This window comes from Dyella sp. 01N36 (genome assembly GCF_056399745.1).
Genome location: NZ_JBFTRY010000089.1, coordinates 1 through 14262, shown reverse-complemented (window position 1 = coordinate 14262; position 14262 = coordinate 1). Strand labels below are relative to the sequence as shown.

At 65.2% G+C, this 14262-nt stretch carries 14 protein-coding genes; 5 read left to right on the top strand and 9 right to left on the bottom strand.

Features of this window, described 5'->3' with window-relative positions; all coding sequences use genetic code 11:
• Positions 1 to 571, top strand: a 571-nt coding sequence (locus AC1DMG_RS14030) for a type VI secretion IcmF C-terminal domain-containing protein (RefSeq protein ID WP_477180655.1), incomplete at its 5' end; no start/stop codon positions are given.
• A 149-nt stretch (positions 572 to 720) separates the two neighbouring features.
• Here AC1DMG_RS14030 and gltX read toward each other — a convergent pair.
• Positions 721 to 2121 (bottom strand): glutamate--tRNA ligase, encoded by a 1401-nt coding sequence (gltX, locus tag AC1DMG_RS14025; RefSeq protein ID WP_477180654.1) that lies wholly within the window; start codon positions 2119 to 2121, stop codon positions 721 to 723.
• Between the two features lie 118 nt (positions 2122 to 2239).
• On the opposite strand from gltX, the gene AC1DMG_RS14020 reads away from it, so the two are divergent.
• The gene (locus tag AC1DMG_RS14020; RefSeq protein ID WP_441603461.1) at positions 2240 to 2983 is read left to right on the top strand and encodes a transporter; all 744 of its coding nucleotides are present in this window, start codon (positions 2240 to 2242) and stop codon (positions 2981 to 2983) included.
• Here AC1DMG_RS14020 and AC1DMG_RS14015 read toward each other — a convergent pair.
• Positions 2970 to 3404 carry a DUF4399 domain-containing protein gene (locus AC1DMG_RS14015; protein WP_441603462.1) on the bottom strand — a complete coding sequence of 145 codons (435 nt, stop codon included), beginning with the start codon at positions 3402 to 3404 and terminating at the stop codon, positions 2970 to 2972. The two genes, AC1DMG_RS14020 and AC1DMG_RS14015, sit on opposite strands and share 14 nt — an antisense overlap.
• A 170-nt stretch (positions 3405 to 3574) precedes the next feature.
• Here AC1DMG_RS14015 and AC1DMG_RS14010 point away from each other — a divergent pair, with 170 nt between their 5' ends.
• Together AC1DMG_RS14010 and AC1DMG_RS14005 are read left to right on the top strand one after the other, a co-directional pair.
• The gene (locus tag AC1DMG_RS14010; protein WP_441603463.1) at positions 3575 to 4735 is read left to right on the top strand and encodes a glycosyltransferase family 4 protein; all 1161 of its coding nucleotides are present in this window, start codon (positions 3575 to 3577) and stop codon (positions 4733 to 4735) included.
• Positions 4704 to 5276, top strand: coding sequence for a phosphatase PAP2 family protein (locus AC1DMG_RS14005; RefSeq protein WP_441603464.1), 573 nt, complete (start codon positions 4704 to 4706; stop codon positions 5274 to 5276). The genes AC1DMG_RS14010 and AC1DMG_RS14005 overlap by 32 nt, the downstream gene beginning before the upstream one ends.
• A 616-nt stretch (positions 5277 to 5892) precedes the next feature.
• Here the strand turns inward: AC1DMG_RS14005 and accD are convergent.
• Genes accD through trpB form a run of 3 tightly spaced genes read right to left on the bottom strand, consistent with a single transcriptional unit; the run spans position 5893 to position 8825 of the window.
• Positions 5893 to 6765: an acetyl-CoA carboxylase, carboxyltransferase subunit beta gene (gene accD, locus AC1DMG_RS14000; protein WP_441603465.1), complete on the bottom strand. Its 873-nt coding sequence runs from the start codon at positions 6763 to 6765 to the stop codon at positions 5893 to 5895.
• Positions 6766 to 6819: 54 nt separating this feature from the next.
• On the bottom strand, positions 6820 to 7620 hold the full coding sequence (trpA, locus tag AC1DMG_RS13995) for a tryptophan synthase subunit alpha (RefSeq protein ID WP_441603466.1): 801 nt from the start codon (positions 7618 to 7620) through the stop codon (positions 6820 to 6822).
• Positions 7617 to 8825 carry a tryptophan synthase subunit beta gene (trpB, locus tag AC1DMG_RS13990; protein WP_204635509.1) on the bottom strand — a complete coding sequence of 403 codons (1209 nt, stop codon included), beginning with the start codon at positions 8823 to 8825 and terminating at the stop codon, positions 7617 to 7619. Before trpB ends, trpA begins: the two co-directional genes overlap by 4 nt.
• A gap of 109 nt (positions 8826 to 8934) precedes the next feature.
• Between trpB and AC1DMG_RS13985 the strand changes: the two genes are divergently transcribed.
• Positions 8935 to 9831 carry a LysR family transcriptional regulator gene (locus AC1DMG_RS13985; protein ID WP_477180653.1) on the top strand — a complete coding sequence of 299 codons (897 nt, stop codon included), beginning with the start codon at positions 8935 to 8937 and terminating at the stop codon, positions 9829 to 9831.
• A gap of 244 nt (positions 9832 to 10075) precedes the next feature.
• Here the strand turns inward: AC1DMG_RS13985 and AC1DMG_RS13980 are convergent, their stop codons facing one another.
• The 4 genes from AC1DMG_RS13980 to AC1DMG_RS13965 form a co-directional block, all read right to left on the bottom strand.
• The gene (locus AC1DMG_RS13980) at positions 10076 to 11080 is read right to left on the bottom strand and encodes a cupin-like domain-containing protein (protein WP_441603468.1); all 1005 of its coding nucleotides are present in this window, start codon (positions 11078 to 11080) and stop codon (positions 10076 to 10078) included.
• A 50-nt stretch (positions 11081 to 11130) separates the two neighbouring features.
• On the bottom strand, positions 11131 to 11760 hold the full coding sequence (locus tag AC1DMG_RS13975; protein ID WP_441603469.1) for a phosphoribosylanthranilate isomerase: 630 nt from the start codon (positions 11758 to 11760) through the stop codon (positions 11131 to 11133).
• Positions 11757 to 12524, bottom strand: coding sequence for a tRNA pseudouridine(38-40) synthase TruA (truA, locus tag AC1DMG_RS13970; RefSeq protein ID WP_441603470.1), 768 nt, complete (start codon positions 12522 to 12524; stop codon positions 11757 to 11759). Before truA ends, AC1DMG_RS13975 begins: the two co-directional genes overlap by 4 nt.
• A gap of 117 nt (positions 12525 to 12641) precedes the next feature.
• Positions 12642 to 14262: motility hub landmark protein FimV (locus tag AC1DMG_RS13965; RefSeq protein WP_477180652.1), on the bottom strand; the 1621-nt coding region annotated here is incomplete at its 5' end.

The following is a 14262-nucleotide window of genomic DNA, read 5'->3' as shown; positions in this document are numbered from 1 at the left end:
GCTGTACTCCGAGCGTCGCGGAGGGTATCTGGTGCGCACCGATGTACTCACTCAGCTGGAAGCCGCCAACCGTATCCGCGACGCATTCTTCAACAATCGCGGCGCGCTGAACGTGCAATTCAACGTGACGCCGCTGGGGCTGACGGCCAATCGCCGCAGCAGCGTGCTCGGTATCGAAGGCCAGCTGATTTCCTACGATCACGGCCCCAGCAACAGTGTTGGCTTGATGTGGCCAAACGGCCTGGGTAGCAGCACCGACAGCCGCGTCACCCTGGTCAACAGCAGTGGCAACAGCAGCAGCCTGGTATTTCGCGGCCCCTGGTCCATGTTTCGCCTGTTGAGCCGCGCGCAGCTCAGGGGCACTACACCCACTACGGTCGATTTGAGCTTTACCGCCGACGATGGTGGCGCGATGCGCTATCGCATCAGCGCTGAGAAGGCCAACAACCCGTTTACCCAACGCATCTTTAATAACTTCGCGCTGCCGCGCACCTTGTTGCGGGATGACGCGGCATCGGTCTCTCCGGGCACACAACCTATGGCGCCACCCGCCAAACCCGTGGCGAATTGAGTGTGCTGTCCACGCTCCATCAGACGCCGCAGGGCGCCGTTTGATGGAGCGTGGTTCTGGCTACTAGGTGGATGCACCAGGTCACACGTCCGCATTCCCTTTCTTCGGGAATAGCGGCTCATTAATGCAGGTTACGAACCAAACCGGACTTAGCCCTTCGCCTTGGCGATGGCGTCGTCGATACGCTGCAATGCCACCTCGCGACCCGCGAGATAAATGGTGTGATCGATCGATGGCGACACCTGCGTGCCGGTCATCGCCACGCGCAGTGGCTGGGCGATCTTGCCCATGCCGAGTTCGAGCTTGGCGGCGATCTGCTCGATCACGCCGTGGATGGGCTCGGGCTTCCATTCGACATCCGCGATCAGGCTCTTTGCTTCGGTGAGCACCGCCACGGCGCTGTCGTTCTGCAGATGCTTGGCGACTGCCTTGTCGTCCCACTCGGTGATCGGGCCGTACCAGATCTTGGCGCGCTCGGCCATTTCCTTCAGCGTCTGCACGCGATCGCGCAGCGCGACGATGACGTCGGCGGGGTTCGGGCCCTTGCTGAAGTCGATGCCGGCCTGCGTGAGGTGCCATTCGAATTCCGGCGCAATGGACGCGGGCTCTTCGGTCTTCAGGTAATGCTGGTTGAGCCACGACAACTTGGTGACGTCGAAGCGAGAAGCGGCCTTGTTGACGTCGCCGATGTCGARCAGGTTCACCATCTCCTGCTCGGAGAAGATCTCCTGATCGCCATGCGACCAGCCCAGGCGCACCAGATAATTGAGCAGCGCGTGCGGCAGGAAGCCGTCGTCGCGGTATTGCATCACGCTCACCGCGCCGTGGCGCTTGCTGAGCTTCTGGCCATCCGGGCCGAGGATCATCGGCAGGTGCGCGAATTCCGGCACGGGCTTGCCGAGTGCCTTGTAGATATTGATCTGGCGAGGCGTGTTGTTGACATGGTCGTCGCCACGGATCACCTCGGTGATGCCCATGTCGATATCGTCGACCACCACGGCGAAGTTGTAGGTCGGCCAGCCATCGGAGCGGAAGATCACCAGGTCATCGAGCTCGGCGTTGGCCCACTCGATGCGGCCCTTCACCTTGTCCTCGAACACCACGGTGCCTTCCAGCGGATTCTTGAAGCGCATCACGCGGTTCGGATCGTCGCGGTAGGGCTCGTTGCGATCGCGGTAGTAGCCGTTGTAGCGGGGCTTCTCGCCCTTGGCGTAGGCGGCCTCGCGCATGGCCTCGATCTCGTCCTTGGACTCGTAGGCGTAGTAGGCCAGACCTGCTTTCAACAGCTCGTCGGCGACCTGCTTGTAGCGCTCCAGGCGTGCCGTCTGGTAAACCGGACCCTCATCGTGCGTCAGCCCGAGCCAATTCATGCCATCGAGGATGGCTTGCACGGCCTCTTCGGTGGAGCGCTCGCGGTCGGTATCCTCGATGCGCAGCGCAAATGCACCACCGCGGCGGCGTGCCTCCAGCCAGCAGTACAGCGCCGTGCGGGCACCGCCGATATGCAGGAAACCGGTGGGACTGGGGGCAAAACGGGTGCGGACGGTCATGGGCTGCTTGGACGGGGACGATAAGGAAGTGGGAAATTTTAGCCGATACCGCAGCAAGAACCGACCACGGATCACCGTGGTCCCACGCGCAGTCGCTTTTTTGGCGGCATGGGCGTGCTTGCTGGCAATCAACGCCGCCCACGCGGACGACAATCCAGGCTATGACCGCCCCGGCCTTGGCTTCACGCCGGTAGCGCTCAATGCCGGGGACGTGACCATCGAGCAAGGCCTTCCGACCTGGACCCGGGACAACCTGGGCAGCGGCCATATCCAGTCCCAATACACCACGGACAGCCTGGTCCGACTCGGCCTTGGCGGTCCGTTCGAGGCCCAGCTGGGTACCTCGCCGTTCAATGCGATCCACACCACCGGCCCCGGCCTCGACAGCTGGGACCACGGCCGCGGCGACACCATCCTCGCGCTCAAATTCGCGCCCGACAAAGCCGATGCGAAGTGGACCTGGGGCGTGCTGGGCAGCGTGGAATTCACCGATGGCAGTCGCGCCGTGCGCAACGAGCAGCGGCAATACCTGCTGGGCGTGGACATCAACCGGCAGATCACCGACAACGACGGCGTCGGCGCCTATCTCGAACAGACCGCCAGCGGCAGCGATGGGCAAAGCACGTTCGCGCTCAACGAGAGCCATGTGCTCAACCCCTCGATGGTGGGCTATGTCGAGCTTGCCCAGGTGCACGAACGGGGCGAGCGCAGCGGCACGGAGGCGGGCTCCGGCGTGGCCTGGCAGGTGAACCGCCGCGTGCAGCTCGATGGCGGCCTGCGCGCTCGCGTGGCCGGACACGCCCAGCTGTGGATGGTCAGCCTGGGCGTGTCGGTGTTCCTGGGGCGGTTTACTTCACCGTGACGGTGATGGCCTTGGAGACGATCGCCGGTTCGAACGGGATGTGGTTTTCATCGGCCATCTCTAGCTGCAGCGTGTGCTTGCCCGGAGCCAGCTTCAGCGTGGTTTCGGTCTGGCCGTTGCCGAAGTGCAGGTGCTGATCGTCCTTCGGGATGGGCTGGCCAGCGGCCGGCAGCTCCTTCACATCCACCAGCAGGTGGTGATGGCCGGTGCCTTCCTTCTTCACGCCCGCCGGTGCCACGCCCATGCCCTTGAGGCCGAACTGCACGGTCACTTCCTGGCCGACGATGGCGCCGTCCTTGGGTGAAATGATGTAGACCTCGGCGCCCGCCGGCGCCTTCGTCACGGGCAGGCCCGGTGCATCGGCAGCAAACAGACCGCCGGTGAGGCCGGCAAGCGCAACAGCGAGCAAAAAGCGTTTCATCGGCATGTCTCCTTCATGACAAGAGGGTTGGAGTGTACCCATGGAAACGCTAAGGGCGCGTGCGCAGACGACACCTGCCGCGACGGCCGTCATGTGGGCGTCATACCTGCGCCACGACCCCGCAACGCCACCAGAGGAATCTGCACCGGGCCAGCAAACGGTACTCCCTAGTGCGCATCGGCATAGTCAGCGAAACCTATCCACCCGAAATCAATGGCGTGGCACTGACCGTGCACAGCCTCGCCGCCGGACTGGCGTCGCAGGGACACACGGTCGACCTGATACGTCCCCGTCAGCAAACCCCCTTCAAAGATGAGCCCGGCATCGTCACACTGGAAGTGCGCGGCGCATCGCTGCCACGCTATCCGGGCCTGCGCTTTGGCCTGCCGGCCGGTGGCCTCCTGCGTGACCGCTGGACGCGCCTGCGCCCCGATGCCATCTACGTTGCGACCGAAGGTCCGCTGGGCTGGTCAGCCGTACGCACCGCCAAGCGCCTGGGTATTCCGACCGCCACCGGTTTCCACACCCGCTTCGACGCGTATGCCGACCACTACGGCGTAGGCTTTCTCACGCCGATCGTGCGCAACTATCTGCGCAACTTCCATCGTCGCGCCGCCGCCACGCTGGTGCCCACCGAAGCGCTCGCCAACGAACTGAACGCGCTCGGCGTGGATACCGCCCGCCTGCTGCGCCGCGCGGTCGACACGCAGCTGTTTCATCCGCGCCATCGCAATGCGGCCTTGCGCGAGCAGTGGAACGTGGATGGCAACACGCCGGTCGTGCTCTACGTCGGGCGCATCGCGGCGGAAAAAAACCTCGGCCTGGCCGTGCGCGCATTTCGCGCCGTACAGCAGCAGATTCCCAAAGCACGCTACGTGTGGGTCGGCGATGGTCCGGCGCGCGCCGCACTGCAGGAGGCCAACCCCGATTTCATCTTTGCAGGCATGCAGCGCGGCGAAGCCCTGGCTCAGCACTACGCCAGCGCGGATCTGTTTCCGTTCCCCAGCCTGAGCGAAACCTTCGGCAATGTGATCCTCGAAGCGCTGGCCTCCGGCCTGCCGGTGGTGGCCTATGAAGAAGGCGCCGCGCGCGAGCATCTGCACACCGGCCAGAACGGTTATCGCATCGATGCCGGCAACGAACGCAGCTTCATCGAATCGACCGTGATGCTTGCCTCCAACGCCAGCCTGATCCGGCACATGGGTCGCGCGGCGCACGCAAGCATCGCCAATCTCTCGCCCGACGCGGTCATCAACGAGTTCGAGCATCTTTTGGCTGAGCTGGCTAAGGAGAACGCGCATGAGCACGCTGCCGCCCCTGCACACGCCTGAACTTCCCGCCGGCCCGCGCTTCGCCATTGATCGGCGCATGTGCGTGGCGGCCAACCGCTGGGGTACGCGCCGCGCGGTCGGCGTGTTCTTCGGCATCATCAGCCGACTCGGCGATGGTGTGTTCTGGTATTCGCTGATGGCGGTATTGGCCCTGGTCGACGGCCGACGCGGCTTGCTGGCTGCCGCGCAGATGGCCCTTACCGGTCTTACCGCCCTGCTGCTCTATCGCCTGCTCAAGCGCTGGACACGCCGCCCTCGCCCGTTCCGCGCCTGCCCCGGCGTGATCGCGCATGTGCCGCCGCTGGATGAATTCAGTTTCCCCTCGGGCCACACGCTGCAGGCGGTGAGCTTCACCGTCGTGGCGCTGGCCTGGTATCCGCTGCTCGCGCCGCTGCTGCTGACCTTCACCGCACTGGTGGGTGCATCGCGCGTGATCCTTGGGCTGCACTATCCGAGCGACGTGATTGCCGCGACGGTGATCGGCAGTGCGCTCGGCGCATTGTCGTTGTGGCTGCTGCCGCTGCACGTGCTGGTGGCGTAAAGCCCGCTTGCCCACCAGCGCAGCGTGCGTTGCGCATTTCGCCATCACTGCGTCGCCATCGCTTTGGCATCAGTGAGATAGGTCATCTATCCACAGGCTTTGCTCGCGACCATCCACATCAGCTGTGGAAAACCGGCCTGTCATGCGCCGGCATCACTGGTCACTATTTCGTCATCGCGTAATGACTTCCTTGCGCAGCAACGAGTTGCGTTGCTTATCCACAGGTTTGCGCGAGTGACATCCACAAACGCTGTGGAAAACATCGGCGCAGCTGAGCAAAAGTTCAGCACGGTGTCGCAAGTCGTTGTCGACAAAGCCATGGCATGCAGTTGTCCACAGGCTTATGCAGGAGCTATCCACGAGAACTGTGGAAAAGATTCGAGACTGCACTCCTGTGTAGCACTTCCCTGTGCGCGACACATGCTGCCTCAGTATCGATCAGGCGCGCATCCCGCATCCGTTTGCTGTCGGCTTCGATGGAGCATGTGGAAGGTGCGAGTTGTGCGCGCTGCACCGTCGCGCACAGGGTGCGCTCCCACAGGGAGGTCGCGAAGGCTTGGCACAAAAAAACAGCGCCACGTGGGCGCTGTTTTTTTATATCAACGCAGCGTAGCGCTTACGCGACGCGCGGCGCCTTCATCAGGATGCCGAGCAGATCGGCCAGCTTGTCGCGCATTTCGCGGCGATCGACGATCAGGTCGATGGCGCCGTGCTCGAGCAGGAATTCCGAACGCTGGAAGCCTTCCGGCAGTGTCTCGCGCACGGTCTGCTCGATCACGCGCGGACCGGCGAAGCCAATCAAGGCCTTCGGCTCGGCGACATTGATGTCGCCCAGCATGCCCAGGCTTGCCGACACGCCGCCCGTGGTGGGATGGGTGAGCACGCTGATGTACGGCACGCCGGCATCGCGCATTCGCGCCAGCGCGGCGGAGGTCTTGGCCATCTGCATCAGCGAGAACAGCGACTCCTGCATGCGTGCACCGCCGGTGGCGGCGAAACACACGAGGGCGCTGCGCTCGGCCAGGGCGCGTTCGGCGGCGCGGGTGAACTTCTCACCGACCACCGAACCCATCGAACCGCCCATGTAGCTGAACTCAAAAGCCACCGCCATCAGCGGGCGGCCCTTGAGGCGACCGCTCATGGCGATCAGCGCGTCCTTCTCGCCGGTGGACTTCTGCGCCGCCACGATGCGGTCGCGGTATTTCTTGGTGTCGCGGAACTTGAGCGGATCGCTCGGCTCCATGCTGGCCCAGTGTTCCTGCGCCGAACCCGGATCAAGCAAGGCATCCAGGCGCAGGCGCGCCTCGATGGTGTGGTGGTGGCCACACTTGGGGCAGACCATCAGGTTGCGTTCGAGCTCCGGACGGTAGAGCACCGTGCCGCAGCCACCGCACTTCTCCCACACGCCTTCCGGCACCTTGCCCTTGCCGGCGTTGCCGGTGGCATCCGTGCGGGCACGGGGAGTCATGATTTTCTGGAGCCAGTTCATCGCAACACCTCAAACGTTCATGACGCGACGCCGCGTCATGAACGCAGCGTGTTCTCAATGCGCATCCAGCGCGGCGCGGATGGGCGCCAGGAAATCCTTCGCCCGCGCGGTGATGTCAGCGACATCGTCCGCGCCGGCCAGGCGCTCCACGAGCGCGCTGCCGATCACCACCGCATCCGCGAAGCCGGCAATGGCCTTGGCCGACTGCGCGTCGCGCACGCCAAAACCCACGGCCACCGGGGCCTTCGACATCGACCGGATATCGGCCACGCGGGCTGCGATATCGCCAGTGCTCAGTCGTGCCGCGCCCGTGATGCCGGCGAACGATACATAGTACAGGAAACCCTCGGCCGACCCGCACAACCGCACCATACGCCCGGGTGCGGTGGTCGGCGCGGCCAGCAGGATCTGCTGCAGACCGGCCTGGCGCAACGGCTGCAGCACGGCCGATTCCTCCAGCGGGCAATCCACCACCAGCACGCCGTCCACGCCGGCTTGTGCTGCCTCAGCGGCGAAGCGCGCATAGCCATGGATTTCGATCGGGTTGAGATAGCCCATCAGCACGATGGGCGTGTCGGCATCGCGTTGGCGGAATGCCGAGACCCAGCCAAGCACGTCGGCCAAGCCGACGCCTTTCTCAATGGCTCGCTCGCTGGCGTGCTGGATCACCGGGCCATCGGCCATCGGATCGGAGAACGGCACGCCCAGCTCGATCACATCGGCGCCGGCCTCGACCAGCGCATGCATCAGCGCCACGGCGTGTTGAGGCGAGGGATCGCCGGCGGTGACGAACGGGATGAGTCCGGTGCGCTGGTCGGCCTTCAAACGGGCGAAGCGGCGGTCGATGCGGCTCATACCTGCACTCCTTCGCGCGCGGCAATCGTGTGCACGTCCTTGTCGCCTCGGCCAGACAGGTTGCACAGCACCAGGCCATCCTTTGGATATTCACGCGCAAGCTTGATTGCCTGCGCCACGGCGTGGCTCGATTCCAGCGCGGCAAGAATGCCTTCGGTGCGCGCCAGCAGGTGGAAAGCTTCCAGCGCTTCGTCGTCGGTGACGCCCACGTATTCTGCGCGGCCGGCATCTTTCAGGAATGCATGCTCCGGGCCCACGCCCGGGTAGTCGAGACCCGCGGAGACCGAATGCGTTTCGGTGATCTGACCGTTGTCGTCGCACAGCACATAGGTGCGATTGCCATGCAGCACGCCCGGGCGACCCGCTGCCAGCGAAGCGGCGTGATGTCCGGTGGCGATGCCCTCGCCTGCCGCTTCCGCGCCGACAATTCGAACGCCTTCGTCGTTGAGAAACGCGTGAAACAGGCCGATCGCATTGGAACCGCCGCCGACGCAGGCCGTGAGCACATCCGGCAGTCGACCGAATTGTTCCAGCACCTGCTCGCGCGCCTCGCGTCCTACGATCGCGTTGAAGTCGCGCACCATCAGCGGATACGGATGCGGGCCGGCGACGGTGCCGATGATGTAGAAGGTGTCGGCCACGTTGGTGACCCAGTCGCGCATCGCTTCRTTGAGCGCGTCCTTGAGCGTCTTCGAACCCGACGTCACCGGCACCACCTCGGCGCCCAGCAGCTTCATGCGGTAGACGTTGATCTTCTGCCGCTCGATATCCACCGCGCCCATGTAGACCACGCACTTGAGGCCAAAGCGCGCCGCCACCGTGGCGCTGGCCACGCCGTGCTGGCCGGCGCCGGTCTCGGCGATGATGCGCGGCTTGCCCATGCGCTTGGCCACCAGCGCCTGGCCGATGGTGTTGTTGATCTTGTGCGCGCCGGTGTGATTGAGGTCCTCGCGCTTGAGCAGGATGCGCGCGCCGCCCACGTGCTGGCTCAGCCGCTCGGCGTAATACACCGGGCTGGGACGGCCCACGTAGTACTTCAGATCGCGATCGAGTTCGGCGATGAACTCGGGATCCTTGCGCAGGCGCAGATAGGCCTCGGTCAGTTCGGCCAGGGGCGCCATCAGGGTTTCGGCGACGTAGCTGCCGCCGTAATTGCCGAAGCGCCCGTGTTCGTCGGGATAGGCGCTGAAGTCGATCTTGCTCATGGATGGCACTCGGTAAAGTCACAGAAAGACAGCGCCCAAACTAACCGAAAGCGCCGACCGCAAAAAGCGATATCATGGCTACCACTTGTCAGGAAAACTCACAGGTCCCATGCCCCGCGCCCTGCCCTCGCTGAACGCCCTGCTCGCCTTCGAGGCCGCCGCCCGCCTGGGCAGCGTGAGCCGGGCCGCGGCCGAGCTGCATGTCACGCACGGCGCGGTAAGTCGGCACATTCGCGCACTGGAAGAAGACCTGCGCACGTCGCTGTTCCAGCGCCAGGGCCGCGGCCTCGTACTCACCGCAGCAGGCCAGCGCCTGCGCGATACCAGCACGGCGGCCTTCGGCCAGTTGCGCGAAACCTGCGACGAGCTGCGCACCGGCACGGCGCATGCGCCGTTCGTGCTGGGTTGCCCGGTGAGCCTGCTGGCCCGCTGGATGATTCCCCGCCTCGAACGACTGATGGAGGAGCTGCCGGAACTGGACCTGCATCTGCGCCCGCAGGAAACCAGCTTCGATGAAACACTGGCCGGACTCGACGCGGCGATCATGGCAGGCGAACCGCCGTGGCCGGCCGGCTGGCAGGTGACTGTGCTGGCGAACGAGCGCATCGGCCCCGTGGCGAGCCCGGGCTACGCCAAGGCGCAACGATTCACACGCAGTCGCCCGCAGGCCGTGCAGGAGCAGATGCTGCTGCATACGCAATCGCGTCCCGAGGCCTGGGACCACTGGGCGCAGAGCATGGGCCTGCCCGCAAAACAGCTGACGCTGGGACAGGGCTATCCGCACCTGTATCACATGATCGAAGCCGCGGTGGCGGGACGCGGACTGGCTATCGCGCCGGCGCAACTGGTGGCGGGCGATCTGGCATCGGGACGTTTGCTGGCGCCGTGGGGGTTCCACGAGATACGCCCTCAGTGGGTGTTGGTCACGTCCGCCCRCGTTTCCGATGCGCGAGTCGCACCGCTCGCCGAGTGGTTGAAGGCCGCCTTCGCCGAACAAGGCAGCTGACCCGCTGTGCAATTGCGCATCAATGCGTGCCGAGTGCTTTTGCGTCAGTGGGATAGCCCACCTATCCACAAGCTTTTCCCGCAGGCATCCACATGCGCTGTGGAAAACCTGCGCGACGACGATGGAAGCGATGCGCAAACTCGCATCACGCGTCAGGACATCTTTGCCGTCAACGAGATAGGACACTTGTCCACAAGCTTTGTCTGTGTGCATCCACATTGGCTGTGGAAAACATCACGCAAGCTCACAGGTACTGGCGAATACGCTCAAGCAGCTTGCGCGATTGTTCCTCATCGAGCTCGCCCAGCCAGCCGCGACGTTCCTCGGGAATATGCGCCGCAGGGTCTTCGTCATCGAACACGTAGTAATCGAGCAGCTCGCGCCAGGCGGCGCGCTCCGCGGGTGGCAGCGACTTGAACAGCAGGATGCAATGCAAGAGCCCGCCCAGGCGCGTGTTCGGCGCCAGTGCGCTGCCGTGCGTGCGCTTCCACCAGTAGTTCACCAGCGCATTGAGCTTGCCGAGCGAGGCGACGTGATGCCACCACATCGGCGGGATATAGATCGCATCGCCCGGCTCGAGCTCGGCCTCCAGCGCATGCGCCATCGCCTCCTGCAGGCGCGGATAACGCGGATCGTCCAGTTGATCCAGGCGCGCCATGCTGATGGCGGCGCCGGTCGGCGCGAAGTCCAAGGGGCCGATATACAGGTTGCGCACCTGCTCCGGCGGAAACAGCGTGAAACGCCGCACGCCGCACACGACGCAGGCGATGTTCTCGTACTCGTCGAAGTGCGCAGGCGTGGTGACGCGATTGCCGATCCACAGGCGCGGCTTCACCGCGTCGTCGAGCAGCGGCAAGCGGTGATGCTCAAGCAGACCCGGCAGACAGCCGGCGATGGGAGCGCTTTGCAAGGCCATGCCGGGTGCGTCAGCGGCCTCGGCAAATTGCAGCAGGCGCTGCAGCACCTGCGTGACGGACGCCCGGTGATGGGTGAAATTGAATGCCTCGGCGTCGCCGCGATATCCGACCACGCCATCCGCCTCGGGCGGCATCAACAGCGCATCGACCGGCGAGCCGTTGTCCGCTGCCATCAGCTGCCCGGCAAACGAGCGGTCCGACTCGCGCGCCGCCTGGACCAGCGGCCAGTGTTTCACCAACCCACGAATGACCCGCGGACGATCGCCTCCGACGATGGCTTGCAGCGCATCGGGCTGGCCTTCGTAGTGGAATGCTTCGATGGGTACGGGCATGCGAAACCTGGGCGGCAAGGCTGGCGGCCATGCTAGCAGCGGGCCGGCGTTTACATGCGCTGGTCGTCGGCCCGGCGGACTGCCGCGATGAAATCCGCCAGCTTGTGCGCATCCTTGATGCCCGGCGCCGACTCGATGCCGCTGGCCACATCGACGCCCCAGGGCTTGGCGATGCGCATGGCTTCGGCAACGTTGGCAGGCGTGAGGCCGCCGGCGAGAATCAGTGGCTGCGTCAGGTCACGCGGCATCAGCGACCAGTCGAACGACTTGCCGCTACCGCCGGGTTCGCCCAGGCCGTGACCATCCAGCAGCAGTCCCGACGCACCGGGATAACGACGCAGGCCGGGCAATGCGGCAGCGCCCTCGCCCATCGCGATGGCCTTGAGATAGCGACGCCCGAACTGCGCGCACCAGTCATCCGACTCCGCACCGTGAAACTGCAGCAGATCCGGCTGGATCGCCTCGATCGCCTCGCGAACAAAGCCCGCTTCGTCGTCCATCAACAACACCACGGAACTCACGAACGGCGGCAAGTCACGCACGATGGTCTGCGCCTGTTCGAGCGTGACACGGCGCTTGCTGCGCGCCGTCAGCACCACCCCGATGGCATCGGCACCCAATTGCGCCGCGAGGAGTGCGTCCTCAATGCGGGTCATGCCGCAGCACTTGATGCGGGTCATTGCGTCACCTCCGCGGGCAGGTTCCATTGCGCCTCGTAGCGCGGCCCGATAAAGGTAAGCCCCGAGGCAGGCGCGGTCGGGCCAGCCACGTCGCGACTGCGGCCTTCGAGCAGCTCGTGCATCCAGCGCACCGACTGTTCGCCGCGACCGATCGGCAGCAGCGAACCGACGATATTGCGCACCATGTGATGCAGGAAGGCGTTGGCCTCGATCTCGATGATGACGTGTTCGCCTTCGCGTCGAACGCTCACCGCATGCACCTGGCGACGCGCATGCGCGGCCTGGCAGGAAATGGCGCGGAACGCGGTGAAGTCGTGTTCGCCCACCAAGGCCTGCGCCGCCTGATGCATGCGCTCGGCGTCGAGCGGCAGGCGTTCCCAGGTGACATAGCGCGCGTCGAGCGCGGCGCGCACCTGGCGATTGAGGATGCGATAGCAGTAGCGGCGGCTGCGCGCGGAAAAGCGCGCATGGAACATGGGATCGACCGGCTGCGCCCACAACACGGCAACCGTGCTGGGCAGGTTGGACGAGGTACCCAGTGTCCAGCCGCGCATATCGCGCTGCACGTCGGTGTCGAAATGCACCACTTGGCAGCGGCCATGCACGCCGGCATCGGTGCGCCCGGCACAGGTCACTTCCACCGGTTGTGCGGCCACGAACGACAACGCCCGCTCCAGCGCACCCTGCACGGTCTCGCCGTGGGTCAGCCGCTGCCAGCCGGAGAACTCGGTGCCGTCGTATTCGATGCCTAGAGCGATGCGCATGGGAGAGCAGTGAAGGGTAAAGAGTGAATAGTAAAGGGAAAAAGCAAAACGGCGCCCAGAAGGCGCCGTTTTTCACTATTTACCCTTCACAGGCGGCGCAGCCGCCGGCTTCACTGCTTATCGGATGCTCTCGAGCAAGCGCTTGGCCACGTCCTTCTGCATCTGCGTGCCTTCGTGCAGGACTTCGTCCAGCATGGCCTGTGCGCCATCCGGATCGCCCATGTCGAGGTAGGCGCGCGCCAGGTCGAGTTTGGTATCCACCGGATCGTCGGTGAAATGACCGCCGAGCTGGTTGCCCAGGGTGTGCTCGCCTTCCGCTTCCAGATCATGGTCCAGGCCGTGATTCACGCTATGCGCGTGCTCTTCGACCAGGGGCTCGCCTTCGGGCTCTTCGAAGTGCCAGCTCGTGTCTGCCGGTTCTTCCTTCGCGGCGGACGATGCCGCGGCGCCAGCCTGCCCCTGCGCCGGGCGCGGGGTCAGGTCAAAGTCGAAGTGATAGCCGCTGACCTTCGGCGCATGCTGCACGGACGGCGTCGGGATCGGCGGGATGTCGTTGTGATCCTTGGCATAGTTGCCGAGGTCGAACTGATCCAGTGCCTCGTGCTCGTCGTCGGCGTGTGCATGTACAGCGCCATGGGCAAACAACGGATGCTCCGGCACCAGGTCTTCGCCCATGTGCATCACATCCACCCACTCCGGCTGCTGCTCGTCGGAGATATGCGCATGCATGGCTTCGGCGGCGGCTTCGAAATGATCGACGTCGCGACGGCTGTAGTACAGGCTGACCAGTTCCAGGTGCAGGCCGATGTCATCCGGATGCTCGGCGAGCTGGTCGAGCAGCTCGTCCTGATCGGGATCGGCACTGAGGCCCTCGCCGTTGGGGACGGTGCCGAAGCGATCGGCCAGCGACGAAGCGCCTGCCGCTGCCGGGGCTGCCGTCTTGCGGCTGCGTCCACGCAGCGCAGCCAGCAGGCCGAGCACGACCACCGCCGCACCCGCACCCCAGGCCCAGGTCTGCATGAACCAGGGTTCTTCATCCGCCACGGGAGCGGGCTTGGCCTGGATTACAGGCTTGGCCGCCGCGGGCTTGGCGGCGGCGAGCGCTGCCGTGCTGGCATGGGCCGGTGCGCTGGTGCTGGCAGCCGGCGTGACGCCGGCAACGGTTGCAGCTGCCGCCGGCGTGGTGGCCGGCTCGTTGGCCTTCACCACGGTATCGGCTTCGGCGGTCTTCACCGAGGCAGCCTTGGCGGGTGCCGAGGCAAGCGCCGTGGCCGCTGCGGCCGGCTGGCCACCCGTCTTGCGGGCGTCCGCCAGCTTGTGCTGCAGCTCGGCGATCTCGTTGTCCTTGAGCGACAGCAAGCGTTCGTTCTTGCTGTTGATGTCTTCCAGGTCCTTCAGGCGCGACTTGAGCTCATCGCCCTGCTTGGTCAGCGAGGTGAGGGCTTCCTGGCTGCGCAGGAGGTCCTGGTGCAGCGCCGCCATGCCCTTCTCGGCAGCGGCCTTGTCAGCCTTGCTGCCGCGACCGGCGGCGTTGTCCGAGCCTTCCTTCGCGGGAACCAGGGCCAGGTGATCGCCACCGGCCGCACCCGAGGTCGGCGCCGACGAGGCGTTGGCCCGGGTGCCGGCATCGGCGACCGTGGTCGGGGTGCGGGCAGCGCCGGAGCGCCAATCGCTGTTCTGGCGACGCACTTCGGCCACCGCGGCTTCCGCGGTCATGGACTGGGCGTCTTCCTTGGAC

Coding starts and splice junctions, on each gene's coding strand:
- accD (WP_441603465.1), bottom strand. CDS start 6,765: ATGAACTGGCTCCAGAAAATCATGACTCCCCGTGCCCGCACGGATGCC.
- AC1DMG_RS13980 (WP_441603468.1), bottom strand. CDS start 11,080: ATGCCCGTACCCATCGAAGCATTCCACTACGAAGGCCAGCCCGATGCG.
- trpA (WP_441603466.1), bottom strand. CDS start 7,620: ATGAGCCGCATCGACCGCCGCTTCGCCCGTTTGAAGGCCGACCAGCGC.
- AC1DMG_RS14005 (WP_441603464.1), top strand. CDS start 4,704: ATGAGCACGCTGCCGCCCCTGCACACGCCTGAACTTCCCGCCGGCCCG.
- AC1DMG_RS13975 (WP_441603469.1), bottom strand. CDS start 11,760: ATGACCCGCATCAAGTGCTGCGGCATGACCCGCATTGAGGACGCACTC.
- truA (WP_441603470.1), bottom strand. CDS start 12,524: ATGCGCATCGCTCTAGGCATCGAATACGACGGCACCGAGTTCTCCGGC.
- AC1DMG_RS14015 (WP_441603462.1), bottom strand. CDS start 3,404: ATGAAACGCTTTTTGCTCGCTGTTGCGCTTGCCGGCCTCACCGGCGGT.